Genomic DNA, 13,817 nt, shown 5'->3' with positions numbered 1-13,817 from the left:
ATACAGAGGGCATAAAATGATGGAGCTACGGGATTTTGTAGTGGAAAATAAGGACAGGTTTCTTCAGATCTATGATAGGGAACCTTCTTTTTTTGAGAAGAACCTAATAGCAAAAACCAGTAGCGAGGAACCATTTACTCTCCAGGGACACACTGAAAAGGCTTTGAATGCCCTCAAGGATTTTTTAAATGAAAACATGGAGGTCTTCGATTCATTTGCAGAGAGACACAATATCAGTAAACAGTTCCTTCTGGACGCTATCTTTTTTTCAGTTTTCTTCCATGACCTTGGAAAGGGGACCCTTGAGTTCTATAATGACAAGATTCTCAACAAGGGAAAATCATACCATCCCCTTTACTCAATCTACTTTACACACAACCTTAACCTGACCATAGATGATGTTGATTATGTCACACTCGCGGTACTCACACACCACACGGTTTTACATGATGAAATATACTCTGATGAAAAATTTAAGGACATGGATCCCCCCAAATTCTTCAAAAAAACCCTTAAGTTCGCTGAAACTTATCCGGAATACTATAAAAAATTTTTTAAAAGGGATTGCCCTTACACATTCAGATTCCAGATATCATCTGAAAATCCGTATAACCTATTAAGATCCAATTTTTCATGGAATTTTGATGAAAACGGTATTTTAGACAGTCTTAATAATATTCTCAGCGAATCAAACACCTCAGAGAAGAAAAGAATAAAGGAGATTTATGGATTCATAACAGGTAACTTGATAAGGGCTGACTGGCTTGCCAGCGGTTCATATATAACCACCAGGGAATTTATCTCAACGGATGAATTCTGGGAAAAAATCAGACTCAGAGCCAATGATAAAAAAAGAAAATTTGTTAAAAAAGCCTTCCAGGAAGAAGCATCCAGGAGCCGTGAAAATCTCCTTATAAAGATACCTACAGGGGAGGGAAAGACAGAGGCATCACTACTCTGGGCCCTGAATAACGTGAAAAATGAACATACGAAAATCATATATACAATGCCCACACAGGTTACAAGTAATTCAATGTACAAACGCCTTAAAACTTACTTTGGGGATGAAAACGTAGGCATACTGCACGGGTCTTCATCGATTATACTTAAAGAAGAATACGATGATAATGAGAGGATATGGAAGGAAAAGATTCTGAATAAGACATTTTCAAAGCCCGTGACAGTATCAACCTTGGATTCGTTCATTCTAAGTTTTTTCAACGTGAAAAAATGGCCACTATCCCAATTGAATATTGAGAACTGCCTCCTGATAATTGACGAGATACACTCCTACGACTGGCAGATGCTGGGGGCTCTTAAGAGAATACTGCATGAACTCAGGGTCAGAGGCTGCAAGTTCACCATAATGAGCGCCACGTTTCCTGAAAACATTGAAAAGTTCCTCCTTGAGGGTATTGAATACAGGGTGATAACTGAAAATGACCTTTTTGATTACAGACCGTTCACTTTAAAAACAGAAAAATCCCTGATAACTGATAAAACAGATGATATAATCCACGCCTTCAAGGAAAAAAAGAAGGTTTTAGTGGTTACTAATACTGTAAGTAAGTCTAAAGAGGTTTATAGAAATTTGAAGGAGTCAGGAGTTTTTAATACAAGCCAATATTTCGATAAAAGCACAAACCTCATACTTTACAATTCACAATTCACCAAAAAGGACAGGAAAGGCAAAGAGAATGAAATTGAATTTAAGGAAAAATGGAAGGATAAGGGGCTGGTTCTTGTTGCAACCCAGGTAGTTGAGATTTCTTTGGATATAGACTTTGACGTCCTCTTCACTGAAATAGCGCCACTTGACGCCCTAGTACAGAGGGCGGGGAGGATAAATAGGAATAAGGACCCCCTCAGGATGGGTGAGATTTACGTAGCAATGGAAATTGAAGCTGAAAATAAAAGAGGAGACTGGTCTTACCCCTATGAAAGGGATGTGATAGAATGTTCAAAGACCATGGCTAAAGAGGGAACACCCTCCCTGGGTGAAATGGCTGAAATGGTATCTGATCTTTACAGATCTCTTTTTGAAATTGAACAGATTCACTTTGAATTTAAAAATAAATTTAAAAAGGGTTATGATAAATACTGTACAGTTATAGAAAAAAAAGGCCCCTACAGTGTAAGGTTCAGGACAGAGGACCTTGAAGAGATTTCAAAGTTACTAGCCCTCAGGGACATTGATGAGCGCTTCGCGAAAATCGATGTTGTTCCTGCAGTTCTTGCTGATGATGAGGATGCTGACAGATTTGAAAACACGGTTGGAATACCTAAGTATCTCTTTATTAATATGCTAAAGGAGGGCAGGATAGACGAGATGAAAAGATTTTATCTTGTCCATGGTTGCAGTTACACTTACGAATCGGGCCTTGACCTTGAAGAAGAGGATGACTGGAATTTTATTTGACTGTGATCTTCATGAGAGTAACAGGTGTGATGATACAGTACTATGTAGCATGCAAAAGGGAGCTCTGGTTTTTCTCCAAGCAGATAAACATGAACTATGATAACGAGGACATTCTGATTGGGAGAATGATACATGAAAAGAGTTATTCCAGAAATAATAAGAGTATAAATTTTGGGGATATCGCGGTGGATTTTATAAATAACAAAAATTTGACTGTTTTTGAGGTAAAAAAATCAAGTAAACTCGAAGAACCTGTGAGATGGCAGCTTTACTATTATTTATGGTACATTAAAAAATTCACGGGGAAGGATGTTAATGGAGTGATCCTTTACCCAACTGAGAGGAAGAGAGAAGAAGTTAAACTAACCAGGGACATCGAAAGAGAAATAGAAAGAATATTGGATGACATAAAGAAAATTATTGAAGAAAAAAATCCTCCGCCTCCTGTTTTTAAGCCTTACTGTCGTCGATGTAGCTATTATGAATTTTGTACCGTCTAATAAATAAAGGAGGGAGTATATGAAGGATTCCCTATACATAACTTCCCATGGGACGTTGTCTCGCCTTGGCAACACGTTATACTTCATCAATAAAGACGTTAAAAAAACCCCTGCCTGTCAATCGCATAAATGAAATAAACTGTTATGGAAAGGTTACTCTCAAATCAGGAGCATCTTCCATGCTGATGAAAATGGGGGTACCTGTTAATTTTTTCAATAAATATGGTTATTATGAAGGATCTCTATACCCTCGATTACAGCTTAACTCTGGCCTTGTTGTGGTAAAACAATCTGAACATTATCTTGATCCTGATAAGCGTTCAGAGATTGCTAAAGAGATGGTTCTTGGCATCAAACACAACTTGCTTAAGTCCCTGAAGTATTACAGAAAAAAGGGTAAGGATGTTGATCCATATATAGACATCATAAAAAAGGAGAGGGTGGAGGGTGATGTCCCACAGTTGATGAGCAGCGAGGGGCGCATGTGGAATGCGTATTATCAGAGCTTTAACACTGTCTTGAAGAAATTTAAAATGGTTAAAAGGGAGATAAGACCCCCAACAACGGAACTCAATGCTTTAATCTCATTTGGAAATTCTCTTCTTTATGTGAGTGCATTGTCAGAAATCTATCATACTTACCTGCATCCTTCTATCAGCTTCCTCCACGAACCCGCCGAAAGGAGGTTCTCACTTTCTCTTGATATTGCAGATATTTTTAAGCCCCTCATAGTCGGCAGAGTAATATCAAAACTTGTCAATAATAATATGATCTCTGAGAAAGATTTTGAAAGAGATATTGGTGTGATGTTAAATGATAGAGGTAAGAGGATATTCTTGAAGGAATACCAGAATAAACTTGAAACCACCATAAAACATCCGAAAATCAAAAGAAAAGTTTCATATAAATATTTAATGAGATTGGAAGCATATAAGCTTATTAAGCATGTTTTAGGCGATCAGGAGTATGAGAGCTTTAAGGCATGGTGGTAATCAGGGTGTCTTAAATGTATTTGCTTGTAGTCTATGACGTAGGCGACACCACTCGACTTAATAAAGTACATAAATTTTTGAAGACGTATCTTCACTGGAGACAGAACTCTGTATTTGAAGGTGAGATCAGCAGGGCACAGTTTAATGCAATAAAAACAGGCCTTAAAGAGATAATTGATGAAACTTCTGATTCCATCATGATCTACAGGTTGCCCAATAAGAATTATCTATCTATAGATATTATAGGAATTGAGAAAAACCCCATTGAATTCATTCTCTAGGTCTGCCTTTATAAGTAGAGTACATCATTGTAGGTGGACTTATAAGTACCTTGGAACAAAGGATTTTCATCAGGTATTTTCCTGAAAAACCAAAAAATCCGCTCCGCTTTAAAATAGACGGAATCGTATGGAAATTTCTTCAGATATCATGAATTCTATTTTGTTTTCAACTTTAAAATAGACGGAATCGTATGGAAATTATGGGAAATGGAGGGCGATAAGGGGTGTTGCGTTTAGCTTTAAAATAGACGGAATCGTATGGAAATAGGGGGGCCGGTCGAAGATCACGATCACCCGTGAGGCTTTAAAATAGACGGAATCGTATGGAAATCTAAGGTACCGTATGAACAATTCATCAACCAGCTGACTTTACTTTAAAATAGACGGAATCGTATGGAAATAAGTCCGTATCTAGGGGTCCGTATCGTGGACCGTATCGTGCTTTAAAATAGACGGAATCGTATGGAAATACCCATTCCTGGACTCAGGGTACTTGGATTCCTTGAGCTTTAAAATAGACGGAATCGTATGGAAATAGGTCTACAGGTGGATAGAGGCATGAGGAGGGTGAACAGGCTTTAAAATAGACGGAATCGTATGGAAATCTTTTCTCCTTTTTTGTAGTGGTCTCTGTGTCTGCTTTAAAATAGACGGAATCGTATGGAAATACCCATTCCTGGACTCAGGGTACTTGGATTCCTTGAGCTTTAAAATAGACGGAATCGTATGGAAATAGGTCTACAGGTGGATAGAGGCATGAGGAGGGTGAACAGGCTTTAAAATAGACGGAATCGTATGGAAATCTTTTCTCCTTTTTTGTAGTGGTCTCTGTGTCTGCTTTAAAATAGACGGAATCGTATGGAAATAAGTCCGTTTCTGAAGTCTGTTTCTGAAGTCCTATCTGGCTTTAAAATAGACGGAATCGTATGGAAATGCGGCGTTCAGACCCGCACCGAATGCTCTGACGACTGCGCTTTAAAATAGACGGAATCGTATGGAAATAGGGAACGATCAATGAAATGCGCTGGATCCTCAAAAGCTTTAAAATAGACGGAATCGTATGGAAATCCTACATAAACACTGGGAACACGGCGGAAATGGCCCGTACCAGGCTTTAAAATAGACGGAATCGTATGGAAATTATAACGAACTTCATCAGGAACAGAAAAATATATATGCTTTAAAATAGACGGAATCGTATGGAAATAGTGTTGTGTATATAGGATAGATTGAATCTAGTATGTAGGCTTTAAAATAGACGGAATCGTATGGAAATATGTATATGGTGTGGGTGATTTCCTGGTGTTTCGTGGCTTTAAAATAGACGGAATCGTATGGAAATATTCCGAGTATCCTGCGTTGGATGGCGGGGTCGTTGGGTGGTGAGCTTTAAAATAGACGGAATCGTATGGAAATAGGCTTGCTGAATGCTTGGTGGATGAGGATGTTGCGCTTTAAAATAGACGGAATCGTATGGAAATTCACATAATCCTCGTCCACGTCCATGGAATAGGATAGCTTTAAAATAGACGGAATCGTATGGAAATGAGACCACCTACGAAAAAAAATCAACGACACAATCCGGCTTTAAAATAGACGGAATCGTATGGAAATAGGAGGAGGTTCTCGACAGGCTCCGCGAGTTCCCCCCAACTTTAAAATAGACGGAATCGTATGGAAATAACCTCCTACGGTTCCAGGTGAGGAGGATGCCACTTGTGCTTTAAAATAGACGGAATCGTATGGAAATTGAAGGGTCATAAGGCCCTCATATGGTACTTCAAAAGGGCTTTAAAATAGACGGAATCGTATGGAAATCCCTCATTCACCGCCCGTGTGGGGAAGGACAGCTATGCTTTAAAATAGACGGAATCGTATGGAAATTTTCATCCGCACCACCATCCGGGCCCTTCAGAGTTTCGCTTTAAAATAGACGGAATCGTATGGAAATGAGACCGCCAGGAGCGCGTCAGCAGCTCCAGGAGCCTGCTTTAAAATAGACGGAATCGTATGGAAATGGTCTAGGATTTTTTCTTCGAGTTTTCTGCGTGTGTGCTTTAAAATAGACGGAATCGTATGGAAATATGACTTCGAGGAAGGTCCTGCTGTACCTTATTATCGTGCTTTAAAATAGACGGAATCGTATGGAAATTAAGGCTAATAGCACGTATGGGAACAGACAAAGCATATAGCTTTAAAATAGACGGAATCGTATGGAAATTTGTTCATTCTTTATATATTTTTCGGTTTTTACCCACGCTTTAAAATAGACGGAATCGTATGGAAATTTGTTCATTCTTTATATATTTTTCGGTTTTTACCCACGCTTTAAAATAGACGGAATCGTATGGAAATAGATATATCAGAAATGACATGGAAGGCTAATGATGGGCTTTAAAATAGACGGAATCGTATGGAAATTGGTTCTGGGGGTGTTTCCATGTATATGGGGCGGGCTTTAAAATAGACGGAATCGTATGGAAATACATTCATCCTCATCATGTCACCTCATGCCCAAAACGGCTTTAAAATAGACGGAATCGTATGGAAATAAGGACATGCAACGCCGCTACAACCTCTTCAAGAAAGCTTTAAAATAGACGGAATCGTATGGAAATTCTGCCTATCTGCTGTTCGTATCTGGGGCTGATCTCATGGCTTTAAAATAGACGGAATCGTATGGAAATTTTTGAGCGGGCTATGTCGGTTTGTATGGCTGTCTTGGCTTTAAAATAGACGGAATCGTATGGAAATTCACCCTGTTGGAGACCCATGTCGTCTTCTAGGACGGCTTTAAAATAGACGGAATCGTATGGAAATATGAAACCAGTCACATCAGCCTTTATTTTCACCACCGGCTTTAAAATAGACGGAATCGTATGGAAATTCGATCTCAGGGTCTTCTAGTTCAATCTCCATGGGCTTTAAAAGCTTTAAAATAGACGGAATCGTATGGAAATGTAAATGGGTGTGGAGAACCACACCCAAAAAAAGAAAAAGCTTTAAAATAGACGGAATCGTATGGAAATACAGACGGGCGCATCACAGTATCACGTTACACACCCGCTTTAAAATAGACGGAATCGTATGGAAATGTAATAGGTGTGGAGAACCACACCCAAAAAAAAGAGAAAGCTTTAAAATAGACGGAATCGTATGGAAATTCAGAGGTCTTACGGAGCCTGCTGAAGAGAAAGAGGGCTTTAAAATAGACGGAATCGTATGGAAATATACACCCCAGAAACACCATAGATACGGACTTGATACACCGCTTTAAAATAGACGGAATCGTATGGAAATTATTTTTCGGTTTTTCGCGCCATACTCACATGCTATGCGCTTTAAAATAGACGGAATCGTATGGAAATTATTTATACTTTTCGTTTTTGCACCACACACCTACCGGGCTTTAAAATAGACGGAATCGTATGGAAATCCTGTGAGGAAGCGGGCTCTCTGGTGGGATGAACTGGGCTTTAAAATAGACGGAATCGTATGGAAATAAATCCTGAATGCGGGGTCGGGGAGGGGTGTGAGCATGCTTTAAAATAGACGGAATCGTATGGAAATACAGGGAAATACTTGTCTTCAAAGGCCGTCACCACTGCTTTAAAATAGACGGAATCGTATGGAAATGGGGTGTTCTCATATACATGGGGGGGTGATTTCTGGCTTTAAAATAGACGGAATCGTATGGAAATACTCTCCGGATGTTTCCTCCGGGGAGTTTCATGTACGCTTTAAAATAGACGGAATCGTATGGAAATTCGGGGAGGGGGATGTATAGTTTCCCGCTCCTGATCGCTTTAAAATAGACGGAATCGTATGGAAATGTCGAAAAAGACAGAAGCCTCTCTAATATCTTCAAAAGGCTTTAAAATAGACGGAATCGTATGGAAATTATAGATTCATGGGGGTCTTGGGGTGTTGCGCGGCTGGCTTTAAAATAGACGGAATCGTATGGAAATTCCGTGTGTTGGACTGTTGTCTCCGACCCGCCAGGGTGCTTTAAAATAGACGGAATCGTATGGAAATCTACAATTACTACATAGATGGTCACATCTATGTACCGCTTTAAAATAGACGGAATCGTATGGAAATTCAGTTTCTGGCATGACACTGTGAGTATATTGTTTTTTCTGATTTAAAATAGACGGAATCACCATGTAATTTCAATTTTCAAATTTACTATTTTTTTAAGGGGATGGAGCAGAATCTCATCATAGAGGGGTCTCAGGACTGATGAATCATGATGCACATATAGCAAAACAGTGCTATGCGTACAGAGATGAGCGTTTGTCTCAGGACTGATGAATCATGATGCACATGAAAATAAACATATCCGTGAAGGATGAAACATCACATTAAAACTTTATTATTTTTATTAGATAGTCAAATTTATATATTTCAGCTTCTAATTAAATCACAGTGATTCTACTCTGGAGGGATTGAAGTAAGACTGAAAATTGAACTTAAATCACCTATGAGACCATTCAAGATTCCATACAACTACAATCACGTTGTATCCTCCATAATCTACAGAAGGATAGCTGACCTTGACCTTGCAAGTGAACTCCACTCCAGAGCTGGTTTTAAATTCTTCACGTTCTCACAGCTCAGCATACCTCGGAGAAAAGCCTACAAGAACTTCCTGGTATCAGAGGATGGTAGATTCCACCTTTTCATATCATCACCGAATCATGAACTCATCAAGAACCTTGTAGAGGGGTTTATCGATAAACCAGAAATTGATTTTCTGAGGAGAAAGGTCCAGGTGGAGTATGTGGAGTTCCTTGAGCCCCCTGAATTCAGAAGGAACATGAAGTTCAGGACACTATCTCCGATAATCATTAAGACGGTGAGGAAGGATAATGGTGAACTAAGACAGTGGGATGTCAACCCTAATGACCTTAAATTCTATGAGAACATGCAGAAGAACCTTGTAAGGAAATACAGGGAATTCTATGGGGACTATGATGGGGATGAATACCTCAAGGTTGTCCCCTATCAGAGTTCCATTAAGAGGAAGAGAATCATGATCCCTAAGGAGGGTTCTGAGACATACCATCGCGCCTATCACATGAAGTTCCGGGTAGAGGGCGACCCACGACTTCTAGAGTTTGGATACGACTGTGGCTTCGGTGAGAAGAACAGCATGGGATTCGGGATGGTGGTGTCATCATGAAATATGAATTCAAAGGGAGCTCAGACCTTGAATTTACAGGTAACTGGTTTGTTGATTCCGGTATTCTTGGATTTATATTTATCCTTGAAGATATTTATGGCTTCAGTATCAGTGAAGTCATGGAACTTTCAGGAATGAAGGAAATTACCTATTAATGGCAGTCTTTTTCATTATATTTCAAAGTTTTTAAATTCAATAACAGTCATATGGATTCTGCCCTTTGAGTATTCCCTGAACTCCTGAACATCAAAAACTGAAAGGTTACATAAGCACCTGCATCATATGTTCTATAGAAAAATATAAATAATTATTTTAGTAATAAATACTATTGGCAATGTGGACTTTACCAAGAAATTTCATAGCATTATGATCAAACACAGAAAAAAAATCCGCTTCTTGAAATCAGACCAAAATGGGATTGAAATAAATCAACAGTTACTGGAATGCTGCAGAATGCCATATGATTAAAATCAGACCAAAATGGACTTGAAATGACACCTTTTAGCTATTTCTATTAATTTTTTTACATGTTAAAATCAGACCAAAATGGGATTGAAATCTGATGCGAAGATAAACATTGATGTGGAGTATAAGTTAAATCAGACCAAAGTGGGCTTGAAATAATTTATCTTATAAGGTTCTATCATCCATTCCAGATTTCTTTTACTTTCACAGAAATAATCTTTCTTTTAAGGAGACTGTTCAATCATACCCTGAGACTAGCGCGGTCGGTTAGTATTCACATTTACCATATAACCTTTTTCATTTAGTCTCAATCATAAATTATATATTACTCATCATATAGTTTTATAATCAAAACGTTAATTCTGGTGTTACAAATGAAACTTGAAGATATACAGCTGGCTGCCCTTCTTCATGATATAGGTAAATTTTATCAGAGAACATCTTTACAACTCAGTAAATACAAGGGACGCACTGACCTGGACCTTGGGCGTTCAGGAGCCCATGGTAAGTGGTCAGCGGAATTTGTAACCGAAAATAATCTTGGGGAGGACATAGAGGACCTTGTACTCTACCACCACAATCCTTCAAACTCCAGAAACCCTGAGTACGCCAGAATAATAAGGGATGCGGATCATCATTCAGCCTCTGAAAGGAAAAGTGCTGAATCAAAACAGAAGGTTAAGGAAAACCCACTCATATCGGTATTCTCCCGGGTTAACATAACTGACGAGAAACCTGAAGGCGAGTACTACCTGCCGCTCAGGGAACTTGATCCCAGGAGTCTTGACAGCATAAAACCTGAGAGGATGAAGAAGGCGGTGATGTCCGGCTACAACCTTACAGGGGAATACAGGAGGCTTTGGAAGCTCTTCTCAGATGAAATGAAAGGACTTAGAAGACCGGATCTCAACACAGTATATCATCTCCTGAGGAAGTACACATCACTCATACCGTCAGCCGTTTACATGAGCGTACCGGACATATCACTCTTTGACCACCTCCGCACTACGGCCGCCCTGGCCGGCTGCCTGTACCTCCAGAGGGAGGATGGGGGGGATGGTAAGCCATACCTGATAGTATCCGGTGACGTTTCGGGGATTCAAAACTTCATAACAAGTGTGGCGTCGCCTGATGAGGCTCAGAAGGGGATGAGTAAACGTTTAAGGGGAAGATCCCTCTACATAAGCCTCCTTACGGATGCTGTTGCAAACAGGATAATCTCTGAGATGGGCCTTTCCCAGTCAAACATCCTCTTCTGTGGAGGAGGCCACTTCACCCTTATACTCCCCAACACGGAGGGTGCGCGGGGCGTCCTCGAGGGGGTCTCAGATGAGGTTAACAGGAGGTTCATCGAGGCCTTCAACGCTGAACTTTACCTTGCAGTTGCAGCTAGGGAGGCTGATGGAGATGAGCTTAAGGACTTCGGGGCCATCATGGATGACCTTGCAAGGGAGAACCTTAAAAACAAGAGGTCAAAGTTCAGGGGCCTCCTAGATGACTTCTTCAGGCTGGAGGATGAACAGCCAGCAGGTACATGTGCCGTCTGCGGTCTGCCCTCAGCATCATCCATCTGCAGCTCATGCAGGTCCCATGAGGAACTGGGCGCCAGGGTGGCAAATGCAGATTACATGATAAGGGTTCAGGGTTCCATGGGATCTGATTTCAGTGAAGCAGGGGTATCGTACTTCTTTGAGACCGCGGATTCTATAATTTCAAGGCTCGAGGGACTTGCAGGTCATGATGGGCGGATAGATGTGCTTAGGCTTAACAGCACGGACTTCCTTGAAATCCAGGAGACTATTCAGGCTGAAAACGTTTCCTTTGGCTTTTCCCTTATGGGGAACACCGTGCCTGCGGCTGATGGACGCGCCCTTGACTTTACGGAGATATCATCCCTGAGCATTGGGGCGAGTAAACTGGCCGCCCTGAAGATGGACGTTGACAACCTGGGTCAGATATTCAGCCAGGGGCTTGATTACAGGTCGATATCGAGGATTTCAACCATGAGCTCCTTCATGGACCTTTTCTTCCTCGGATACATCAACCAGGTGGCATCGGAGTTCTTCTTCCTCAGGGACCCGTGCAAGGAATGCAAGGGGAAACTCCTGGAGACTGAGAGTGAAATTGGAACTGTATACAAGGCAGGAGGGGCTGAGATCTGCGAGGGGTGCAGGGAGCGTTCAACCCCCACCATATACATAACCTACTCTGGAGGGGATGATGTCCTGGTATTCGGCCCATACGATGATGTTGTTGCATTCGCCGGAAGACTCAGGGATGAGTTCAGGGAGTGGACGTGCAGCAACCCGTCCCTGGAGATATCAGGGGGTGTGTTCATGGGGGGACATAAGTTCCCGGCCGGTAAGGCGGCTGAGATCGCGGATGAACAGCTCGAGAAATCCAAGAAGCTGGGTAAGGGTAAAATATCGGTCTTCGGGGAGACGGTCCAGTGGGATACGGACCGGTTCATCGGGTTCACCGAGCTCCTGGAATTCGGCAGGAAACTGGAGGATAACCAGAGGGCGGGTAAACTGTCAAAGAACTTCATATATTCACTTCTGAAGCTCTGGGAGTCATCATTCGATGAGGATGTAAGGGATTCTGATGAATGGATTGATTCACAGGAGACGAGACTCAGAAAAAAGGATTACGTCCCCTACTATGTGTATAAACTTCGAAACATATCAGATAAACAGTTAAAAAAGGATCTGTTTAATGACATCAGGTTCATCCCGTGGATCAGGATACCGGTCTCATGGGTCAGTTTAAGAACAAGAAATGGTGATAGCCATGAGTGATCTGTCTGTTAAGGATATTAAGAATGAGATAAGTAGACTTGATAAGCTCAGCGACCTGGAGGTGAAGAAATACGCTGACACCGGAGGATATGCTGATGTGATAGCCAGGGCGAACAAGAAACTTAAAACAACACAGTTAAGGAAGTTCTTCGGGGCCATAAGGAGCATGGAAAAGAAAGCAGATTCATGGGAAAAGATAGAGGCCGATTTCTACCTCCTCAAACCACAGCTTGCAAATGCGCTTGGAAGAGACCTTATACCCCGGGAATTCTATGAGATAATGATGGCGATAATGGACAGGGTCGACAGGGGAGATGATGCTGAGAAACTTGAAAATTTCAGGGTCTTTGTAAGTTTTCTTGAATCAATAGTAGCCTATCATAAGTTCTATGAGTGAAATAGTCGGAGGAGATGAAGTAACTCTCGGATAAAAGCCCATTAAGCTATATCATGAGGATGAAGGTGTTAAAATGAAGTTCCAGAAAAATTATATTATATCCGGTGAAATCCTGTGCAGAACAGGACTCCATATAGGGGGGTCCAAGGACTCCATTGAGATAGGCGGCTCAGACAATGTTATAATAAGGGACCCCATAACGAGGCTTCCCTACATCCCGGGGTCATCCATCAAGGGTAAGATGAGATCCCTCCTTGAACTTGCACGCGAACGCTTAACCAAGGGTGGTCCATGCAAATGCGGGGAATGTGAAATATGCAGGGTGTTTGGCAGCGCAGCGGATAACACCAGCAACCTTGGACCGACAAGGATAATAGTAAGGGACGCCTTCCCCACAGATGAAACCATTGAAACCTGGGATGAGAGCACTGATGTTGTTGAAGGCGCTGAACTGAAGTATGAGAACACCCTGGACAGGATAACCTCAAGGGCAAACCCCAGGAACCAGGAGAGGGTCCCCAAGGGTTCAAGGTTCGGGTTTGAGATGGTGGTGAGTGAATACGAGGGCGACGACAACAACCTGAAACTGGTAATTGAGGGCCTCAAACTCCTTCAGGACAGTTACCTTGGAGGTAGCGGGACCAGGGGTTACGGTAAGATCGAGTTCAGGGATATAAAGATCATGGAGAGACCCGCCGAATATTACCGTGGGAAGTCCGCTGAGAAATCCCTGGGGGACTTCGAATCCATTTCAACCATCAAGTTACCTGAAGAGTGAGT

9 protein-coding genes and 1 CRISPR repeat array are annotated in these 13,817 nt (G+C 41.4%); all 9 genes read left to right on the top strand.

The window, feature by feature from the left end; all coding sequences use genetic code 11:
* Positions 1–16: 16 nt before the first annotated feature.
* The 9 genes from cas3 to csm3 all read left to right on the top strand — a co-directional run bounded on the left by cas3 (position 17) and on the right by csm3 (position 13,815).
* Entirely contained in the window at positions 17–2,419 is a 2,403-nt protein-coding gene (gene cas3, locus N5910_RS07475) for a CRISPR-associated helicase Cas3' (RefSeq protein WP_261599496.1), read from the top strand.
* Between the two features lie 11 nt (positions 2,420–2,430).
* Positions 2,431–2,919, top strand: a complete 489-nt coding sequence (cas4, locus tag N5910_RS07470; protein WP_261599495.1) for a CRISPR-associated protein Cas4 — start codon at positions 2,431–2,433, stop codon at positions 2,917–2,919.
* 47 nt (positions 2,920–2,966) lie between these two features.
* Positions 2,967–3,911, top strand: a complete 945-nt coding sequence (cas1b, locus tag N5910_RS07465) for a type I-B CRISPR-associated endonuclease Cas1b (RefSeq protein WP_261599494.1) — start codon at positions 2,967–2,969, stop codon at positions 3,909–3,911.
* A gap of 14 nt (positions 3,912–3,925) precedes the next feature.
* Positions 3,926–4,192, top strand: a complete 267-nt coding sequence (gene cas2 / locus N5910_RS07460; RefSeq protein ID WP_261599493.1) for a CRISPR-associated endonuclease Cas2 — start codon at positions 3,926–3,928, stop codon at positions 4,190–4,192.
* A gap of 105 nt (positions 4,193–4,297) precedes the next feature.
* Positions 4,298–8,293: direct repeats of the CRISPR family, unit length 30 nt; unit sequence GCTTTAAAATAGACGGAATCGTATGGAAAT.
* Positions 8,294–8,675: 382 nt separating this feature from the next.
* Positions 8,676–9,377 (top strand): CRISPR-associated endoribonuclease Cas6, encoded by a 702-nt coding sequence (gene cas6, locus N5910_RS07455; protein ID WP_261599492.1) that lies wholly within the window; start codon positions 8,676–8,678, stop codon positions 9,375–9,377.
* Positions 9,374–9,532, top strand: a complete 159-nt coding sequence (locus N5910_RS07450; protein WP_261599491.1) for a hypothetical protein — start codon at positions 9,374–9,376, stop codon at positions 9,530–9,532. The genes cas6 and N5910_RS07450 overlap by 4 nt, the downstream gene beginning before the upstream one ends.
* Before the next feature lie 684 nt (positions 9,533–10,216).
* Positions 10,217–12,640: a type III-A CRISPR-associated protein Cas10/Csm1 gene (gene cas10 / locus N5910_RS07445; RefSeq protein ID WP_191216142.1), complete on the top strand. Its 2,424-nt coding sequence runs from the start codon at positions 10,217–10,219 to the stop codon at positions 12,638–12,640.
* Positions 12,633–13,037: a type III-A CRISPR-associated protein Csm2 gene (gene csm2, locus N5910_RS07440; protein ID WP_238337884.1), complete on the top strand. Its 405-nt coding sequence runs from the start codon at positions 12,633–12,635 to the stop codon at positions 13,035–13,037. The genes cas10 and csm2 overlap by 8 nt, the downstream gene beginning before the upstream one ends.
* 73 nt (positions 13,038–13,110) lie before the next feature.
* Complete coding sequence (gene csm3, locus N5910_RS07435; RefSeq protein WP_191216140.1) at positions 13,111–13,815, top strand: type III-A CRISPR-associated RAMP protein Csm3; 705 nt, start codon at positions 13,111–13,113, stop codon at positions 13,813–13,815.
* The last annotated feature ends 2 nt before the right edge of the window (positions 13,816–13,817 follow it).

It is taken from the genome of Methanothermobacter wolfeii, from assembly GCF_025397995.1.
Lineage (GTDB): Archaea > Methanobacteriota > Methanobacteria > Methanobacteriales > Methanothermobacteraceae > Methanothermobacter > Methanothermobacter wolfei.
Note: the sequence above shows the minus strand (reverse complement) of the source record. Positions and strands in the feature narration are given on the sequence as shown.

Excerpts from the sequence above, each read along its gene's own strand:
- cas6 (WP_261599492.1), top strand. The coding sequence starts at position 8,676 with ATGAGACCATTCAAGATTCCATACAACTACAATCACGTTGTATCCTCC.
- csm2 (WP_238337884.1), top strand. The coding sequence starts at position 12,633 with ATGAGTGATCTGTCTGTTAAGGATATTAAGAATGAGATAAGTAGACTT.
- cas3 (WP_261599496.1), top strand. The coding sequence starts at position 17 with ATGATGGAGCTACGGGATTTTGTAGTGGAAAATAAGGACAGGTTTCTT.
- cas10 (WP_191216142.1), top strand. The coding sequence starts at position 10,217 with ATGAAACTTGAAGATATACAGCTGGCTGCCCTTCTTCATGATATAGGT.
- N5910_RS07450 (WP_261599491.1), top strand. The coding sequence starts at position 9,374 with ATGAAATATGAATTCAAAGGGAGCTCAGACCTTGAATTTACAGGTAAC.
- csm3 (WP_191216140.1), top strand. The coding sequence starts at position 13,111 with ATGAAGTTCCAGAAAAATTATATTATATCCGGTGAAATCCTGTGCAGA.
- cas4 (WP_261599495.1), top strand. The coding sequence starts at position 2,431 with ATGAGAGTAACAGGTGTGATGATACAGTACTATGTAGCATGCAAAAGG.
- cas2 (WP_261599493.1), top strand. The coding sequence starts at position 3,926 with ATGTATTTGCTTGTAGTCTATGACGTAGGCGACACCACTCGACTTAAT.
- cas1b (WP_261599494.1), top strand. The coding sequence starts at position 2,967 with ATGGGACGTTGTCTCGCCTTGGCAACACGTTATACTTCATCAATAAAG.